The 18,531-nt window shown below is 40.5% G+C and carries 14 protein-coding genes; 2 read left to right on the top strand and 12 right to left on the bottom strand.

The window, feature by feature from the left end:
* Positions 1-8: 8 nt before the first annotated feature.
* The 6 genes from clpX to IGJ14_RS07825 all read right to left on the bottom strand — a co-directional run bounded on the left by clpX (position 9) and on the right by IGJ14_RS07825 (position 6,099).
* Positions 9-1,256 (bottom strand): ATP-dependent Clp protease ATP-binding subunit ClpX, encoded by a 1,248-nt coding sequence (gene clpX / locus IGJ14_RS07800; RefSeq protein WP_065097099.1) that lies wholly within the window; start codon positions 1,254-1,256, stop codon positions 9-11.
* 187 nt (positions 1,257-1,443) lie between these two features.
* Positions 1,444-2,730 (bottom strand): trigger factor, encoded by a 1,287-nt coding sequence (tig, locus tag IGJ14_RS07805; RefSeq protein ID WP_010735252.1) that lies wholly within the window; start codon positions 2,728-2,730, stop codon positions 1,444-1,446.
* Between the two features lie 151 nt (positions 2,731-2,881).
* The gene (locus tag IGJ14_RS07810; protein WP_019724419.1) at positions 2,882-3,817 is read right to left on the bottom strand and encodes a hypothetical protein; all 936 of its coding nucleotides are present in this window, start codon (positions 3,815-3,817) and stop codon (positions 2,882-2,884) included.
* 88 nt (positions 3,818-3,905) lie between these two features.
* Positions 3,906-4,583 carry an RDD family protein gene (locus IGJ14_RS07815; RefSeq protein ID WP_066025367.1) on the bottom strand — a complete coding sequence of 226 codons (678 nt, stop codon included), beginning with the start codon at positions 4,581-4,583 and terminating at the stop codon, positions 3,906-3,908.
* Between the two features lie 188 nt (positions 4,584-4,771).
* On the bottom strand, positions 4,772-5,797 hold the full coding sequence (sppA, locus tag IGJ14_RS07820; RefSeq protein ID WP_195339196.1) for a signal peptide peptidase SppA: 1,026 nt from the start codon (positions 5,795-5,797) through the stop codon (positions 4,772-4,774).
* 11 nt (positions 5,798-5,808) lie between these two features.
* Entirely contained in the window at positions 5,809-6,099 is a 291-nt protein-coding gene (locus IGJ14_RS07825; RefSeq protein ID WP_019724353.1) for a hypothetical protein, read from the bottom strand.
* A 391-nt stretch (positions 6,100-6,490) separates the two neighbouring features.
* On the opposite strand from IGJ14_RS07825, the gene glmS reads away from it, so the two are divergent.
* Positions 6,491-8,299, top strand: coding sequence for a glutamine--fructose-6-phosphate transaminase (isomerizing) (gene glmS / locus IGJ14_RS07830; protein WP_019724352.1), 1,809 nt, complete (start codon positions 6,491-6,493; stop codon positions 8,297-8,299).
* 94 nt (positions 8,300-8,393) lie between these two features.
* Here glmS and IGJ14_RS07835 read toward each other — a convergent pair whose 3' ends face one another.
* Both IGJ14_RS07835 and IGJ14_RS07840 read right to left on the bottom strand, forming a co-directional pair.
* Positions 8,394-9,152, bottom strand: coding sequence for an ABC transporter permease (locus IGJ14_RS07835; RefSeq protein WP_019724351.1), 759 nt, complete (start codon positions 9,150-9,152; stop codon positions 8,394-8,396).
* Position 9,153: 1 nt separating this feature from the next.
* A complete protein-coding gene (locus tag IGJ14_RS07840) occupies positions 9,154-10,083 on the bottom strand; it encodes an ABC transporter ATP-binding protein (protein WP_195339195.1) in 930 nt (309 codons plus the stop codon).
* Between the two features lie 95 nt (positions 10,084-10,178).
* Here IGJ14_RS07840 and IGJ14_RS07845 point away from each other — a divergent pair, with 95 nt between their 5' ends.
* Complete coding sequence (locus IGJ14_RS07845) at positions 10,179-11,138, top strand: helix-turn-helix domain-containing protein (protein WP_019724440.1); 960 nt, start codon at positions 10,179-10,181, stop codon at positions 11,136-11,138.
* A gap of 74 nt (positions 11,139-11,212) precedes the next feature.
* On the opposite strand, the gene glmM is transcribed toward IGJ14_RS07845, so the two are convergent.
* The 4 genes from glmM to nifJ form a co-directional block, all read right to left on the bottom strand.
* Positions 11,213-12,568 (bottom strand): phosphoglucosamine mutase, encoded by a 1,356-nt coding sequence (gene glmM / locus IGJ14_RS07850; protein ID WP_066025337.1) that lies wholly within the window; start codon positions 12,566-12,568, stop codon positions 11,213-11,215.
* 23 nt (positions 12,569-12,591) lie between these two features.
* A complete protein-coding gene (locus IGJ14_RS07855; RefSeq protein ID WP_108145457.1) occupies positions 12,592-13,767 on the bottom strand; it encodes a CdaR family protein in 1,176 nt (391 codons plus the stop codon).
* Positions 13,764-14,648 (bottom strand): diadenylate cyclase CdaA, encoded by an 885-nt coding sequence (cdaA, locus tag IGJ14_RS07860; protein ID WP_010735241.1) that lies wholly within the window; start codon positions 14,646-14,648, stop codon positions 13,764-13,766. The genes IGJ14_RS07855 and cdaA overlap by 4 nt, the downstream gene beginning before the upstream one ends.
* A 170-nt stretch (positions 14,649-14,818) precedes the next feature.
* The gene (nifJ, locus tag IGJ14_RS07865) at positions 14,819-18,496 is read right to left on the bottom strand and encodes a pyruvate:ferredoxin (flavodoxin) oxidoreductase (RefSeq protein ID WP_430607408.1); all 3,678 of its coding nucleotides are present in this window, start codon (positions 18,494-18,496) and stop codon (positions 14,819-14,821) included.
* Positions 18,497-18,531: the final 35 nt, after the last annotated feature.

The following is an 18,531-nucleotide window of genomic DNA, read 5'->3' on the forward strand; positions in this document are numbered from 1 at the left end:
CTTTCATTTTATCCCGCTTTTTTTTCTGAGTCTTTGTAAATAACTGTTGGTTTGCCGGTAAGTTCGGCAGCTTCTTTTGTAATGATCACTTTTTCGATCGTTTCATCAGAAGGAATATCAAACATGACATCCATCATGATTTCTTCGATGATCGAACGCAAACCACGTGCACCAGTATTACGCTCAATTGCTTTTTTCGCAATGGCTTTTAGTGCTTCTGGTTCGAATTCTAAAGCAGTGTCATCTAGTGAAAGTAATTTTTGGTATTGTTTCACTAACGCATTTTTCGGTTCCGTCAAGATACGAACTAAATCGTCGGTTGTTAGCTTTTCTAACGCAGCCATTACAGGTAAGCGTCCGATAAACTCTGGGATCAAGCCGAACTTCAATAGATCTTCAGGAATGATATGTTGCATGACACTTTCATTTTCTGAAAGTTTTTGGTTTTGTGTACCGAAACCAATCGTTTTCTCGCCCATACGATTTTTTACGATTGTTTCGATGCCATCAAACGCACCACCGACAATGAACAACACATTCGTCGTATCGATTTGGATGAATTCTTGATGAGGATGTTTGCGTCCACCTTGTGGCGGCACACTGGCAACTGTTCCTTCCAAGATTTTCAGTAAGGCTTGTTGTACGCCTTCCCCTGATACATCGCGTGTGATGGATACATTTTCGCTTTTACGTGCAATTTTGTCGATCTCATCAATGTAGATGATTCCTTTTTCCGCACGTTCAACATTGTAATCAGCAGATTGCAAAAGTTTCAATAAGATATTTTCGACATCTTCACCTACATAACCCGCTTCTGTCAAACTTGTTGCATCAGCAATGGCAAATGGTACATTCAATGTTTTTGCTAATGTTTGCGCTAAGAATGTTTTACCTGAACCAGTTGGACCGATCAGGCAGATATTGCTTTTTTGCAATTCGACATCATCGCTGTCTTGTGCTTCTTGATTGACACGCTTATAGTGATTGTAAACAGCTACAGCCAATGAACGTTTTGCACGTTCTTGTCCAATCACATAATTATCCAATACTTCAAGAATCTCAGAAGGTTTCGGTACTTCAGTAAACTCTCGTACTGCTTCTTCATAGAATTCTTCATCAATGATTTCTTTACATAGGTCGATACATTCGTTACAGATGTAGACCCCCGGACCTGCTACGATTTTCTTTACTTCTTCTTGTGTTTTACCACAAAAAGAACAGCGTACAGTCTCATTACCACTTGGATTATCATACATGGTCTTCACCCCTTAACTTGCGTTGATTCGCAAGAAACTATCAAAGACTTTACAGTCTTTCCCTATCATACCATAATTTAAAAAAAAGCAAAAGTATCAAAGAAGTTTAAAACAAAACGAAAGAGTCTAGGCTTCATCTAAGCGCCTGGACTCTTTCATATAGATGCAGATCAACAATTCTATTCGCTTATTCTGCTTCTTTTGCTGTACTTGTAATCAATTCGATTGCTTTTTTCATGATCACATCATGTTTTAGCATATCTTCTGTCAATACACGTTTGATTTGGTCAATCGGCATATTGTAAGTTTCTGCTAATTCTTGGATCTCTGCAGTGATTTCTTCTTCTGTTGCATCTAAGTTTTCAGCAGCTGCTACAGCTTCGATCACAAGGTTTGTTTTTGTACGCATTTCTGCTTCTTCTTCAAACTGTTTGTGCAAGTCTTCTTCTGTTGAACCAGTTAATTGGTAGTACATTTCTGGTGAGATTCCTTGACGTTGCATGTTGTTCAAGAATTCGTCCATTGAACGGTGAACTTCATCATGGACCATAACATGTGGAAGATCAACGATTTCCGCATTTTCGACTGCCAATTTGATTGCTGCTTCATCTTTTGCATCTTCTGCAGCTTTTTCTTTCGTTTCAGTCAATTCTTTCATGTATTTTTCTTTTAATTCTGCTAATGTAGATACTTCATCGTCTACATCTTTAGCGAACTCATCATCTAGTTCAGGTACTTCTTTTGTTTTTACTTCGTGGATCGTTACTTTGAAGACTGCTTCTTTACCCGCAAGATCTTCTGCTTGATAATCTTCTGGGAATGTCACAGTAACATCTAAGTTTTCGCCTGATTTGTGGCCAACTAATTGGTCTTCAAAACCAGGAATGAATGAACCTGATCCTAATTCAAGTGAATGATTTTCGCCTTTTCCGCCTTCGAATGCTTCATCGTTGATGAAACCTTCAAAATCGATGACAACAGTGTCGCCATTTTCAGCTGCAGCATCTTCTTTGATGACTAATTCAGCTTGCGCTTCTTGTTCACGTTTAATACGTTCTTCAACGTCTGCTTCTGTTACTTCACGGTCTTGTTTTTCAACCACTAAGTCTTTGTAATCACCTAATTTTACTTCAGGTTTTACAGTTACTTCTGCTGTGATCGTCCAGTCTTGACCTTTTTCCATGCTTGCTACATCGATCTTAGGTTGAGAAACTGGATCGATTGCTGCTTCTTTAACAGCTGCTTCATATGCTTCAGGTAAGACAGCGTTCAATGCATCTTCGTACAATGCTTCTTCTCCGTACATACGGTTGAATACTTGACGAGATACTTTTCCTTTACGGAATCCAGGAACGTTCAAGTTTCCTTTTACTTTATTAAAGGCAGTTGTTAATCCTTTTTGAATTTGATCTTGCCCGATCGTAAATGTTAAAACACCATCATTTGTGCCTTTTTTTTCGAATGTTGCAGTCATTTATTTCCCTCCGAGTTTAGAAATTCATTTGATACATCAAAAACGTTTCATGCATACCTTTAAATAGTACACTAACCCTTCCAAATTGTAAACATATTGAACGAGGGGAATCCACGTTTTTCATGACTTTTTTATCTTTTCCTCTGTTTTTTTACGTATTGAATAATAATAGTTCTGTCATTATTTTATTTCTTTTTTCAGTGAATTCGTGTTGTTCAGATGCCAAAAGATCCTCACACGGCTGATTCGTATAGGTTGCTACTGTTTGTTTGAACCATTTGTCAAGATTTCCAATGTAGCTATCATAGATCGGATAAACGATCGCCGATTGCATCGCAAACTCTTCTTTCAAGTTCTCACTCATTAAGGCGTCTTCTCGCTCATATGCTTCCGCCATTTGTTTGATTCGTCGATAGGAGGTTTGCTCTTCTGGACGCACCATTTTCTTTGGTATCACTTCGATCAACTCTTCCTCGATCGTCAAGTATGCAACCGGTGCTGCTTCTTTGACTTGAACGAGCGACTCAAGCAACTTGGCCCTTACAAGAACATGGACCGTTTTTAAAACGATCAACTTTCTAGCGGTCTGGATAAATTCGTGGTAAGGCAGTTGCTCGATTTCTTGGATATAACTCAACTGGGTAGTCGGTTTTTCAAAAGGTAATTTTTCGACCAGTTGATAGATTTCACGAATCTTCTGTCTTCGCATCTGTCCGACTAATTCTTCTGATTGTTGGATTTTTAACAAAACTGCTTGCTCAAAATCATCGGGAAAATCAGCACTTGCAATCAATTTTCGTGCATATAAAAAATCTTTTGCTGTAATCAGTAGATCAAAGTAAAAAGTAGCCAATTCTTCATTCATCAAATACTGTTTTTCATGCAAAAGTGCTTGATGAAGTGCTTCTTCCCACATATCCAATTCTGATAGTGCCAACACGTATAACGTATTCGCTTCAAATGTTGCTTCAAGTTCATATGCACGTTCAAACAGCTCTTTTGCTTGACTGTACTGATGATCTGTTAATGCCTGTTGGCCAATACGCATCAAATTGTCGTATTTATCAGGAAAATCGATCGGTCTCACTTAGGTTCTTCCCTTCACTGTTTTATCATTTGTCTGACACGACTTATTGAATAATAACCATATTCAGCCATTTTCTCTACCTAAAGCATCAAGCATTCATCTCTTGATTAAATGCTTTGATCATATTGATGGTTACTACACTCGTATTTGAGAAATAATCACCGATGTGTTGTTTTTTCTTACTAAAGATGACTGGGAGATAGCCGATAAAAAGTAACGGAAATCTCAAAATGAAGCGACAAGCGCCCTCACGGACTAATACTGTACTCCATGAAAGTTCCTCTTCATCAAAACTGATCACTCGAATACCAAAAATCATTTTTCCAATCGTCTGTCCGTGATTCCATTTCGTCAATAAAATAAAATAAGCTAAATAGGCGATCAACGACAAACTACCATAGATACTCAAATAAGAATCAGAAACTTGAAGCCATCCTAGGTTCACTGCGATACCTAACGTTAAGCGAGTGATTGACCCAATACAAATCAGATCAACCAAAAACGCAGCAAAACGAACCCAAAAACCGGCAAAGAAATAATAAGGAAAACGATTGATACTTGGTTCCTCGGTTTTCTGTTCTGTATATTTTTTCCATTTTTTCTGATTTTCTTTGATCTCAGTTTCTGACAGTGGTTTTTCTTCAAAGGAACTTAGCACCTTTTGAGAAAATCCCGGATCTGGTCCTACAGCCGGTTGGTCATTTTTTGCTTGTGCTGCAAACTCAAGTTCTTCCGACGAGCTACTTGTGTTTTTGTCAGCTGTAATTTCGTCTTTAGGAGCAACTGAAGCGTCTACTGTATCCTGGTTTCTACTAGTAGGATCTACTAATTTATTTTCTTCTACCTTAAAAACTTGTTTAGATGATCCCTCTGTACGTTCAGCTACTTTCGGTTCCTCATTGGTCTTTGAGCGTTCTTCGGGTGTTGACGCGTTCGTTGATTTCTCATTCATGCTTACTCACCTCCATATAGATACATTGCTCTTGGAGATTCTGCTGTTCCTAGACTTTCAAGTAACGACAAGATCTGACTTGTTTCAGAAGCTTGCAACCCTTGTAATTCTGCTAATTTTGCACCAAACCAAGTATTGCCAAATCCAGTAGAACTAGTTGAGTATTCGACTAACTCAGCATCTTGTAGATCAAGATCTTTTCTCATCGCAGCTAAAGCATCTGTTGGATAGCCGATTTCGTCCACCAAACCTGCTTCTTTCGCTTGTACACCGTCGTAAATACGACCATCTGCGACTTTTTTCACTTCATCTTCTGATTTGTTTCTTCCTTCACTAACGACTTTAACAAAACGATTATAGGCGTTATCGATGTAAGCTTGCAACACTGCATGATCTTGCTCAGTTTCAGGTCGAGTAGCCGATCCCATATCTTTTAGTGCGCCACTTTTTACTGTTGTATCTTCGACACCGATTTTTTCAAGTAAGCCCGAATAGTTGAGTCCGGACATGATGACACCGATTGAACCAGTCACTGTTTCTTCCGTTGCAAAGATTTTATCTGCTTGTGCGGAAATATAGTAACCACCACTGGCAGCCATATTTTTCATGCTGACATACATCGGTAGATCACGTTCTGCTCGGACCTCGTTGAGTAAGTTGGCAATTTCTGCACTTTCATAAACCCCGCCACCCGGAGAATTGACTTCCAACAAAATCCCACTGACACGTTCATCGGCTTTGATCGCTTCAATTTGTTTCAAGAAGTCTTCATGATTATAACTCTCAGTAGCAAATAAACCAGAAGAGCCTCCACTAGCTATGGCACCATCAACGGACAATTTTGCAATCCTTCCCATGCCACTGCCTTCTTCAAGTACCACCGGTGACATTTCATCGTCCCCATATAACCAACTATTGATGTTCCCCATCTGCACCTCTTCTTGCGGTTGCGTCAAACTTGATGATACCAACGAAACAACCAATAAGCCGGCAGCAATCAGTACTGCTATCCAACGTTTCTTATTCATTTTACACGCTCCTAATATAGATTTCTAATCACGATCACCGTTTCAGAACCAGGTATCGCATTCATCTTTTCTGCTTTTTCTTCAAGGGTGTAACCAGTAAACTGTTCGTGGGTCAATTCATCTTCAACGACAAACTGTTGCGCACGTTCGATTTCGAACGCATCAGGGGCGATTTCTTGGATACTGTCCCATCCGGTATCCAAAAAGATTTTAGTGTCATCCGTCACGTGTTCTGTTTTTTCAAATGCTGCAATTTGTTTTTTTAACATCCCCAACGTCATGATTTCTATCTTCTCTTCCATCTTTCATCCTCCTTCTATCTATAATTATTGTACCGAACTACAAGAAAAGATGATAGTCGAATTTGATATTTTTCTTTCGTTCATCCCAATTAGATATATACCAATTTATTTTTTTGTCTTTTTTATTGACAAACCTCACACATTAACGTTATGATTTTAGATGTTTCCAAAGAAAATAATAACAGGAGGATAATTAGACCAATACGGAATAGCGCCAGGTCTGTTTTAACAGATGACGAGGAAAGGGTTGATCGAAGGATTCGGCGGATGGCCCTAGGGACTGCACCCTAAAAAGAAACATAAAAACTATCTGTGAAGGTAGAACAAAAGGTTTCTTACGCAGTTGGAAACGCTAATATCAAGTTTATAACAGAAAGTAGGATGTTTTTTTATGTGCGGAATTGTTGGAATGATTGGATTAGAGAACGTGACACCAGGGTTGATCAATGGTTTAGAAAAATTAGAATATCGCGGGTATGATTCGGCGGGTATCTTTGTCTCAAATGGAAAACAGGACCATTTAGTCAAAGCACGCGGTAGAATCCAAAACCTTAAAGATAAATTATCTCCAGAAACAACTGGTACAGCAGGTATCGGTCATACAAGATGGGCAACTCATGGGGAACCCGCTGAGAAAAATGCGCACCCCCACCACTCACAAAGCGGACGTTTTGTTTTAGTCCACAATGGGGTGATTGAAAATTTTGAAGAATTGAAACAACAATACGTAGCCACTGATGACTTCATTGGCGAAACAGATACGGAAATCGTTGTTCATTTGATTGAAAAATTCGTGGGAGAAACGCAAGATACACAAGAAGGATTTAGAAAAGCGCTAGAAGTCATCGAAGGTTCTTACGCTTTTGCCTTGATGGATCGCACAGCTCCTGAAACAATTTTCGTTGCCAAAAACAAAAGTCCTTTATTGATCGGTAAAGGCCAAGGATTCAATGTGATCGCAAGTGATGCGATGGCGATGCTTGCTTACACTAAAGAATTTATTGAAATCGAAGACCAAGAAATGGTGATCGTTCAAGCAGATGATATCACGATCCAAACAATGACTGGTACGATTATAGAACGTGATTCTTATGAAGCACAAGTAGACGCTTCTGACATTGAAAAAGGAACATACCCTTACTATATGTTGAAAGAAATCGATGAGCAGCCGATCATCATGCGTAAAATCGCGCAAACCTATGTGAATGAGGACAATGAAATTCCTTTAGATCACAAATTGATGGACGAACTGTTAGCAAGTGACCGTATTTACATCGTGGCATGCGGCACAAGTTATCATGCGGGATTAGCGAGCAAGCATTCCTTCGAACAAATGACTGACATTCCAGTAGAAGTCCATTTGGCCAGTGAGTTCGGTTATACCATGCCTTTATTATCGAAAAAACCATTCTTTATCTTTTTAAGTCAAAGTGGCGAAACCGCTGATAGTCGTCAGGTGTTAGTCAAGATCAATCAATTAGGCCATCCTTCATTGACGATCACGAACGTTGCTGGTTCTACGTTATCAAGAGAAGCCGGCTTCACTCTGTTGCTACATGCAGGTCCGGAGATCGCTGTTGCTTCAACTAAAGCCTATACTGCTCAAATCGCTGTACTAGCTTTACTTGCAAAAGCAGTCGGTGATCAAAAAGGCAATAAACGTTCATTGACATTTGATGTAGCGCATGAATTGAGTATGGTAGCGAATGCGATGGAAACAGTAATTACCCAAAAAGATGAACTCCAAGAACTAGCTGCGGAATTCTTGAATGACACGCGCAACGCTTTTTATATCGGCCGTAGCAACGATCACGATGTCGCTTTAGAAGCTGCTTTGAAACTAAAAGAAATCAGCTATATCCAAGCAGAAGGTTTTGCTGCCGGTGAATTGAAACACGGTACCATTGCACTGATTGAAGAAGGCACACCAGTAATTGGAATTATTAGTGAGGAAATCACAGGGGCTCATACACGTGGCAACTTAAAAGAAGTTGAAAGTCGTGGTGCCAAAACCTTAGTGATCGCGGCACATGGATTAGAAAAAGAAACGGATCAATTAGTGATTCCTGCTGTCCATCCATACCTTTCTCCTCTTGCCATGGTCATCCCGACGCAATTGCTTGCTTACTATGCGACATTGCTACGCGGCTATGATGTGGATAAGCCAAGAAACTTAGCTAAATCAGTAACAGTTGAGTAATCTCTCGGCTACTGCTAAATAAAATACCGTTCAAAAATCCCTGTAAGAAATGCACTACCGTTTCTTGCAGGGATTTTTGTAACAAGAAAATAAACTACTTCTTTCTCACACGTCCGTTGAAAGCCACTATCGCTAAGAACTTAAAAACAAAAATCAAGCTAATACTCCACAGAAACGCTAACCCTAACGGTGGATTTGGCACACCTAACAATAACCCTCTAAGCGCTTCGATGATTGGTGACATCGGTTGATACTCGGCAAACAGTCGTATCGCTGTAGGCATGTTGTCAGTCGGCGCAAAACCAGCACTTAAGTATGGTAATACGGTGGTCAATACAGTAACTAAACTTGCCATTTCAGCTGATTTTGCTAATAATCCAAACAAAACCGAGATCCAAGTAAACGCAAGAATAAAACAAAAAATCAACAGCCAAGCAATTAGCCATTCTGCAAGATTGGCACTGGGACGAAAGCCAATGAGCCCAGCCACAAGTAAAACGATGAAGCTACTCATCACACTTCGAAGCGCAGCCGCGAATACATGCCCATTTAAAAATGCTGACTTTGATAAATTCAGCGTCAAGAGTCGCTCGACCATACCAGAATGTACATCCTGATTTACTACTATCCCCACAACAGAGGAACTTTGAGCAATACATTGGACTAATACACCTGGTAAAACAAAATCAACATAAGACAACTCCCCCACATCCATGGCTCCGCCAAGTACATATACAAAGAGCAACATCAACAGTACCGGTAGCAATAGCCCACTCATGACCGTTTCTAGGCTTCGCAATGATAACTTCAGATTGCGCTTGAATAATGTGTTCGTTTCGCTAATGGTTTTCATTTTAAACTCCTCCTTGTACTAGCTTTAAGAAGATATCTTCTAATGAGGCATTTCTCAGTTGGAAATTTGTGATCGTAATCGGTATTTCTCTTAATTCGTCCAGAAGATCAACCGAATCGTTGAAAGCATTCCCTACATTGACAGTCACAGAAAGTTTTTCTTCATCCTTTGATAATATTCGACGATCCAAATGTGCTAAAAGTTGATAAAAATCACTTTTGGTCAACACATTGATTGCCATTGATTGGCTGTCATATGTGTTTTTGACTACTTGTGGTGTAGCATTCAAAATAATTTTACCTTCATGTAATATAGCTACCTTGTCTGCTAGATATTCGGCTTCCTCCAGATATTGTGTCGTTAAAAAAATCGTTCGTCCTGCTGTCGCTGTTTCTTTGATTAGTTGCCAAGTGGCAATGCGATTTTGTGGGTCTAAGCCTGTTGTCGGTTCATCGAGAAAAATCACTTGAGGGTCACCGATAAAACTCATGGCGATATCTAAACGTCTACGCATCCCACCCGAATAATTTTTAACTAGGACTTGGCTGTGTTTTTGTAAATCAAACCGTTCTAATAATCTCTCGACAACCTTTTCTTTCTCTTTCACATGGCGAAGCTCAGCGATCATTTTCATATTTTCATAGCCGGTCAGCAGCTCATCCACTGCTGCGAATTGTCCTGTCAAACTAATGGTTTCTCGCACCTTAGCACTCTCTTTTTTTAGATCATACCCGTTGATCCAAACTTGCCCATCATCAAATGGCAGGATCGTTGTCAACATTTTAACAAGTGTCGTTTTTCCTGCTCCATTAGAACCTAATAGCACAAAAACTTCTCCACGTTCAACTGTAAAATCAACTCCTTTTAGTACTTGTTTTTCAGCAAACCTTTTTTTCAAATCGATAATCTCGATTATTTTCTTTTTTTCCATAGCTTCTTCCTCGTTTCTATAAGATAATTTAACTATATAAAAAATTTCATTCCTTGTTTCTTACAGTTCAATATATTGAAAAAGAAGGTGTGTTTATGAAAACTTATGGAAGAACAATGAAAGAGATCCGCTTAAGTAAAGGGATCTTACTCAAAGAACTAATCGATGAACAGCTTTCGATGTCGCTGCTTTCTCAATTTGAAAATGAAAAAACGACGATTTCATGCGAGAGATTTCATCGTTTATTGTCGAAATTAGAGGTTACCTTTGACGAATTTATCTGGATACAAACTGGCAACATCTTTTCTGCTTCTCAGCTAGAGATTATCGAATATGTCGAATATATGGATATCGAATCCATCACAGAGTGGGCAAAGTTGGAGGCAAAGTATCATGAATTACAGAACTATTATCATGACAACTATTCTTTAGAACTGGATCATTTGTTACAGTTGTTTCGTTTTGATCTAGCCATGAAAAAGGGGATCATAGAAGGCACCCCTCTCTTGACATCCTACCAAAAGCATAGCCACTACCTCGATTCCGCAAAGCACTATTTATTGAATACGGAGACTTGGGGCGTTTATGAGCTGAAATTATTTACACGAATCGCAGTCGGAATGGAACCTGCACTTTTGTTTCGTTGTTTGAAAATCGCCATAAAAAAAGGACAACGCTTTGCCAAAATCTCAGGAAACAAGGATATTCTCTATCAAACTTTTCCAACGATATTTTCGGCTTTTTGTTTAGTAAAAGAAGTCGCTTATGCTAAGAATACATTTGAGTTATGGAAAACACGGGTCTTTGAGGATGAACATATCGAACAAGCCGTCTTTCTGCCATTTTACGAGGGTTGGATCGCATTTTTAGAAGATGATCTAGCGCTTGCTCATCGATTGATGGACCAATCACTGAATCATTTAGAAACATTGGGTATGCTCAAGTCGTTAACAGGCTATCGGAGATTCAAGCAGCTCATCCTAACAAATGAATTTCCGGGAATCATTGTCAATGATCCTTTATTTGGTGAATTTTTTGATGTGAAAAATTACTAAGAGTCCTTCGCTTGAACATAAAAAAAAGAGAATCAACTCCACTTAAGGATTGATTCTCTTTTGCATCGTGTATTTTATTCGATCCCAATCTCAGCTTTGACAACTGCTGCGATTTTGTCAACATAATAGTTTACTTTTTCATCAGATGGTGCTTCTGCCATCACGCGTAGTAATGGTTCTGTTCCGGAAGGGCGAACTAAGATACGTCCTTCACCGGCCATTTCAGCTTCTGCTTCTTCAATGACTTGTTTGATTGCAGGAACTTCCATTGCACCGTTTTTGTTGCTTACGCGGATATTGACTAATTTTTGCGGATAGATCGTTACTTCTGCTGCTAATTCTGATAATTTTTTACCAGTTTGTTTCATGATATTCAACAATTGGATACCAGAAAGCATACCATCCCCAGTTGTATTGAAATCTAAGAAGATCATATGACCAGACTGTTCGCCACCGAAGTTGTAGTCATTTTTACGCATTTCTTCGACCACATAGCGGTCGCCCACTTGTGTCACGACATCTTTCAAACCGATTTCTTCGACCGCTTTATGGAAGCCGAGGTTACTCATGACCGTTGTAACGATCGTATCTTTTTTCAGACGATTTTTAGCTGACAAATATTTCGCACAGATAAACATGATCTTATCGCCGTCTACGATATTTCCTAATTCATCCACCGCAATGATACGGTCGCCGTCGCCGTCAAAGGCAAGACCGACGTCTGCTCCTTTTTCTACTACCATTTCTGCTAGACGCTCAGGATGCGTTGATCCGACACCGTCATTGATGTTCAAGCCATTCGGATTTGTTCCCATCGTGTAGAAATCAGTTTCCAAATCAGCAAACAAGCGATTGACAGATGTTGCTGTTGCACCATTTGCCGCATCTACACAGACCGTTAAGCCTGAAAGATCGCCGTTGATCGTCTGTACTAAGAATTGTGAATATTTCAGCAACCCTTCTGGGAACTCTTCGACTGTACCTAATCCCTCAGCAGATGGTCGTGGTAATTCATCGACTTCCGCATCTAACAATGCTTCGATTTCTAATTCTTGGTCATCGTCTAATTTAAATCCATCTGCACCAAAAAACTTGATGCCGTTATCTTGAGCTGGATTGTGTGAAGCAGAAATCATGACACCTGCGCTTGCTTTTTGTAAACGTGTCAAGTAAGCCACTCCTGGTGTAGAGATCACACCTAATTGAAAAACTTCGATCCCGACAGATAACAGACCAGAAACTAACGCTTCTTCAAGCATTTGACCTGAAATTCTTGTGTCACGTCCAACCAATACACGTGGACGTTTTCCATCTTTCTCATGTTGGCTCAGTACATAACCGCCGCAACGTCCTAATTTGAAGGCCAATTCCGGTGTTAGTTCTTTATTCGCTTCTCCACGGACACCGTCCGTTCCAAAATATTTACCCATAGCTGTAAATTTGCTCCTTTAACTTAATTTTCCGATGAATCCTCTTGACTATTCGGTTGACTACTTGATTGTGTTGTCTCACTTGATGATTCATTCGACCCTGCACTCGATGTTGACTGCGTCTCTTCAGACTGACGTGTCGTCGATGACGAAGAGTTCGCAGGTGTCGACCCTGCACCAGAAGTTGTACTTCCTCCCGAATTTCCGGAATTTCCCGAATTAGAACGGCTAGTGTTTTCCGTGCTTGTTTTCAGGACCGGTGTGATCTCAACATCGATTGAAGGTGGTGTGATACTAAGTCCACTCTCTACCGGAATATCAATATTTCTTGTCGTCCGGTGGACGATCCCAGAAATATCGATTGGTATCGTGATGCTATTTCCTAGTTGAGCCAGTTGACTCTCTGAACCAGTGACTTCTGCTTCAATGTCAGAGAAACTGAAATCGTAACTCTCCACATTATCTGCGGGGGTCCCTTGTGCTGTTCCATAAAGTCGAATCGTTTTCGTAGGCTTTGTTACCGTTGCTTTTGCAGTGACTTGCACTGGATCTGAAACAATACTTAAAGGTTCTCCTGCACTATTCAATGCTTGTACAGTGACTCTCGTGTCGACCCCATCGTCCGTGATCATCGCAGGTTCGATCCTCGCTACGACCTGTTGGATCTCTTCTAGTGTCTGATCGCCAGTCGTGACCGTCACTTTTTTTGGTGATAACTCAAGGTCATTCAATTCGAATCCAGCTGGAGTTGATTCTGTTGTGAGTAAAGGCGTGACCTCAAATTCTTTTGTCACTTTTTTCTCGATAGTCACTGTGATCGTATCCGGCTCTAGTTTTGCTTTGACTGCACTGCTCAGATTTCTGATTTTCAATGGTACTTCATGTGTTCCCTCACCTAAACCAGTGAGATCTGCTGTCACCCGAAACATTCTTGTATCTTCAATTGCTTCGGCATTCAACTGAACACGATTGGCACTGGACAACTTCGCTGTGACCGTACTCTCATATCCATGGATATAATATTGATCCGTGTCGTATAAAAGTTGTACTGACACATCAGAAACGTTTTGCGTATAGGCTTCATTTCCTGACAACGTATCTTGGACAGATTGTCCATTCGCATTAAAATACAGCACAATACTGAATAATAACGCAACAAACGCATATAAGATACTTTTACGCCTCTCTTTTGAGATCATTTGTGATCCCCTCCCTTAGTCATCACGTCTAAGAAGGTTTGGAGCGTATTTTTATTTTTGTTTTTTTCTTCGACGATCAAATTTTTACGCAAGATCGTCAAATATTCTTCTTGAGATAAGCCAGGCATCAATTGGTTATCCAACGTAATGCTGACATCTCCTGTTTCTTCTGAGACAACGATCGTAATCGCATCGCTCGCCTCACTGACTCCGACAGCCGCTCGGTGACGGGTTCCGAATTCTTTCGGAATCAACATACTTTCAGATAAAGGCAAGTAGGCACTGGCTACTGCAATTTTTCCATCTTTTACGATCACTGCACCATCATGCAGCGGTGTATTCGGAATAAAAATATTGATCAGTAATTCGCCAGTGATATCGGCATCTAAAGCAATCCCTGTTTCGATATATTCATCCAAACCGGTGTGGCGTTCGATCGTGATCAAGGCACCGATTTTACGTTTGGACATATATTGGATCGCTTTGTCGAAAGAAAGGATCATCTGTTCATCTTCTTGCTTCTCACTCTTCGATTGTTTGAAAAGTGAGCTACGACCGAGGTGTTCTAATCCACGCCGTATCTCTGGTTGAAAAATGACGATAGCCGCAATCACACCATACGTGATCACTTGATTCATCAACCAAGATAAGGTATGTAGACCAATAATCTCGGCTAAGATCCGAATAACAACAAAAATCCCTACCCCTTTTAGCAATTGGATTGCTTTTGTTCCTCGCAATAGTTGAATGAGTTTATAAACTAAATACCAAACAACCAATACATCGAGTATGTTCACCAAAAAATTCTGAGAAAACAAGTCACCGGAAAACATTTGTCGCCAATAGTCTAAATTAAAAAGTTCTCCGATTTGAAATGACATAGACAGCCTCTCTTCTCTTTTGAGATTTCCTCTTTAGTATATCATATGTTTCCCCAGAAGAGACTTATCTGCTTGGAATTTCCTAACAAAAACCAATTTTTTTCAAGAAATTTACATTTTCCATTTATTCACCAATAAGTTATTCTATTTCCTTGGATCGTTTCGTTTTATCATTCTTTGGTTTTTCTTCGTTCCGCTCTAGCGGCACGTCTGGCAGCACGTCTAGCTTCTGCTTCCGGATCAACCGTTCGTTCTTTTTTGACTCTCGGTTTTTCGATCTCTGGACTTTCAGTACCTTCTGTCGGTTCGATCTTCGCTTTGATTTTTTCTAATTGACCAGTCATCGCCGCATAGTTGTAAAACCGTTTTTTCGCATCTTGGATCGTTTTATTGAATAACTGCTCCGCTGCCTGCGGGTGGATCGTTTCAAGCGATGAAAAACGGACTTGCTTGCGCATGAAGTCAGCCATCATTGTAAAATCAGGCTTTTTATAGTCTAGTGTCATCGGCGTTTTATTCTTTTCGATCAATTCAGGATTATAGCGATACAACGACCAATAGCCTGAAGCCACTGCTTCTTTTGCTTCTTTGATCGATTCTTTCATTCCACCTAGTAACCCATGAGCAATACATGGCGTATACGCAATGATCAACGATGGTCCAGGGAATTTTTCTGCTTCTTCAAATGCTTTGATCGTTTGCATTTGATTCGCACCTGAAGCGATCTGTGCCACATACACATTCCCATACGTCATCGCCATCATGCCTAAGTCTTTCTTGGAGGCATATTTCCCATTTGCTGAGAATTTAGCGATTGCTGAAGCAGGTGTGGCTTTTGAGACTTGTCCACCTGTATTGGAATAGACTTCATTATCCATGACTAAAATGTTTACATCTGCGCCACTTGCCAAGACGTGATCGATTCCGCCAAAACCGATATCATACGCCCAGCCATCACCACCGATCATCCATTGACTATTTTTGACAAATAGATCTTTTTCTTGGTAGATCGTTTGTAATTCAGGAGCAGCTTCAAGCTCATTTTCGATTGCCCCACGTAATTTAGCTGCCCGTTGTTGGGTTCCTTCGCTTTCAAACATATGCGCCAACCAATCTTCCATCAATTCACGTAGTTCTAAGGAGACTTTAGGCATCACTTTTTTCATCGTCTCTGCTAAAGCTTCTCTTCTTGTTTGTGCGGCTAAAAGCATCCCATAACCAAATTCAGCATTATCTTCTAATAATGAATTTGACCACGCAGGTCCTTGCCCACAATTATTTGTGGTAAATGGTGAAGCCGGCACTGCTCCGCCCCAAATAGATGAACAGCCTGTCGCGTTGGCGATCATCATACGGTCACCGAACATCTGTGTCAACAGCTTCACGTAAGGCGTTTCCCCACAACCGGAACATGCGCCTGAAAATTCTAATAAAGGTTGATTGAATTGGGTCGATAACACTGTATTTTTTCCTTTGATCGGATTTTCTTTTTGTCGCAAGGTCATCGCAAATGCCCAGTTGATTGCTTGTTTCTTTTGTTCTTCATAGGGCTTCATCACTAGTGCTTTACCTTTTGCTGGACACGCTTCGACACACAAGCCACAACCGGTACAGTCTTCGACAGACACTTGGATGCGATACTTCAAACCATCTGGCCCACGCATTTCTCGAACAATGAACCCTTCCGGTGCTTCTTCTAGTTCTTCCTCATCGGCTAAGAATGGTCGAATCGCTGCATGAGGACAAACGAACGAACATTCATTACACATCGTACAGCGCTCACTGATCCATTCAGGTACTTCAAGTGCTACCCCGCGTTTTTCGTAAGCAGCGGTTCCTAAAGGCATATCGCCTCGTGTCATTCCGTTTTCTGCTAAGGTCCTCACTGAAAGCTGATTTCCTTCTTGAGCGTTGATTGGTTCAAGGATGTCTCTGATATAGCGATTTTGAGTATTTTTCTCCTTATCAGGAAGCACCAATGTTGCCCATTCAGCCGGCACTTCGACTTTATGCAACAATTCCACTGTACGATCTATCGCTTTGATATTTTTTTCAACGATCGCCATTGATTTATGACCATAACTCTTCAAGGCTTCCTCTTTCAAAATCGGTAAGACTTCTTCGAATGGTATGATATTCGCCAACTTGAAAAATGCTGTTTCCATCGCCGTATTGATCCGCCGACCTAGACCTACTTCTTGCGCCAAGCGCATCGCATTGATCGTATAAAATTGGATCTCATTTTCAGCTAAATATCGTTTTAAATGGGTCGGTAGATGCGTAGCTAGTTGTTCGTCTGACCAAAGTGTATTCAATAAGAAAGTCCCTTTAGGTTTCAATCCTTTGACTAAATCATAGCTGTGAAGATAAGCAGGGGTATGACAAGCTACAAAATCGGCATGTTCGACTAAATAGGTCGAACGGATCGGTGTATCGCCAAAACGCAAATGAGAAACAGTCAGACCACCTGATTTTTTTGAATCATAGTAAAAATAGCCTTGTGCGTATTTGTTTGTATGGTCACCAATGATTTTGATCGCTGATTTATTTGCTCCAACTGTTCCATCAGATCCAAATCCCCAGAATTTCGCTTGGTAAGTATTCGCTTCAGTCAAATCAAGTGATGGGCCAACCTCCAAAGAACAGTAAGTTAAATCATCAATGATCCCGATCGTGAAACGTTTCTTCATGTCCGTTTTTTCTTTTTTCAATTCATCATATACCGCTACAATCTGATCAGGGGTGACATCTTTTGAACCAATGCCATAACGTCCGCCGATCACTTTCAGATGACGTTCTGCATCATATAACGCACTTTGAACGTCTAATAATAAAGGTTCTCCCCCTGCTCCCGGCTCTTTACTGCGATCTAGAACAGCAATTGCCTTTACGGCATTCGGTAGTTTTTCAATCAATGTTTCAATTGGAAACGGACGATATAAGTGGATATTCAAGAAGCCGACTTTACGACCGTTTTGGTTCAAGTAATCAACTGTTTGTTGGATCGTTTGCGCAACTGATCCCATTGAAATAATGACTTCTTCTGCGTCAGCCGCTCCATAATAAGTGACCAGATCATAAGAAGTTCCTCGAAGTTCATTGATTTTATCCATATACTTTTTCACGATTTGGGGCAAACGATCATAGTATCGGTTGATCGTTTCTCGTTGTTGAAAGTGGATATCAGGGTTTTGATTCGTCCCACTGGTCGTCGGCCGATTAGGATTCATTCCACGTTCACGAAAGGCCTCCAATTTTTCTTGAGGAATCAAAGGAGCTAATTCATCATATTCCAACACTTCGATTTTTTGGATTTCATGACTCGTTCGAAAACCATCAAAAAAGTTGACAAAAGGGATTTCTCCTTCTAAGGAAGCTAGATGCGCAACTGGCGCTAAATCCATCACTTCTTGGACGCTGCTTTCCGCAAGCATCGCAAATCCTGTTTGGCGAGCGGCCATCACATCGCCATGATCACCAAAAATATTCAACGCATTCGTCGTCACCGCTCGACTAGCTACGTGAAAAACACTAGGTAAAAGTTCACCGGCTATCTTATACATATTTGGGATCATCAATAATAATCCTTGTGAAGCAGTGTACGTTGTTGTCAATGCTCCGGTTTTTAATGACCCATGTACGACACCAGCAGCACCAGCTTCTGATTGCATCTCTACGACTTTCACTGGTTGTCCGAAAATATTTTTTTTACCTGAGGCTGCCCATTGATCAACCAGTTCAGCCATTGTTGAACTAGGCGTAATTGGATAGATCGCTGCTAATTCTGTAAAGGCATATGAAATATATGCCGCAGCAGTATTCCCATCCATCGTCTTCATTTTTCGCATGTTTCATCACCTTTGCTCAATTTATCTAAATAATC

The organism is Enterococcus sp. DIV1304_2, from assembly GCF_050555445.1.
Taxonomy (GTDB): Bacteria; Bacillota; Bacilli; order Lactobacillales; family Enterococcaceae; genus Enterococcus_B; species Enterococcus_B pernyi.

Coding starts and splice junctions, on each gene's coding strand:
- clpX (WP_065097099.1), bottom strand. CDS start 1,256: ATGTATGATAATCCAAGTGGTAATGAGACTGTACGCTGTTCTTTTTGT.
- tig (WP_010735252.1), bottom strand. CDS start 2,730: ATGACTGCAACATTCGAAAAAAAAGGCACAAATGATGGTGTTTTAACA.
- sppA (WP_195339196.1), bottom strand. CDS start 5,797: ATGAATAAGAAACGTTGGATAGCAGTACTGATTGCTGCCGGCTTATTG.
- IGJ14_RS07825 (WP_019724353.1), bottom strand. CDS start 6,099: ATGGAAGAGAAGATAGAAATCATGACGTTGGGGATGTTAAAAAAACAA.
- glmS (WP_019724352.1), top strand. CDS start 6,491: ATGTGCGGAATTGTTGGAATGATTGGATTAGAGAACGTGACACCAGGG.
- IGJ14_RS07835 (WP_019724351.1), bottom strand. CDS start 9,152: ATGAAAACCATTAGCGAAACGAACACATTATTCAAGCGCAATCTGAAG.
- IGJ14_RS07840 (WP_195339195.1), bottom strand. CDS start 10,083: ATGGAAAAAAAGAAAATAATCGAGATTATCGATTTGAAAAAAAGGTTT.
- IGJ14_RS07845 (WP_019724440.1), top strand. CDS start 10,179: ATGAAAACTTATGGAAGAACAATGAAAGAGATCCGCTTAAGTAAAGGG.
- glmM (WP_066025337.1), bottom strand. CDS start 12,568: ATGGGTAAATATTTTGGAACGGACGGTGTCCGTGGAGAAGCGAATAAA.
- IGJ14_RS07855 (WP_108145457.1), bottom strand. CDS start 13,767: ATGATCTCAAAAGAGAGGCGTAAAAGTATCTTATATGCGTTTGTTGCG.
- cdaA (WP_010735241.1), bottom strand. CDS start 14,648: ATGTCATTTCAAATCGGAGAACTTTTTAATTTAGACTATTGGCGACAA.
- nifJ (WP_430607408.1), bottom strand. CDS start 18,496: ATGCGAAAAATGAAGACGATGGATGGGAATACTGCTGCGGCATATATT.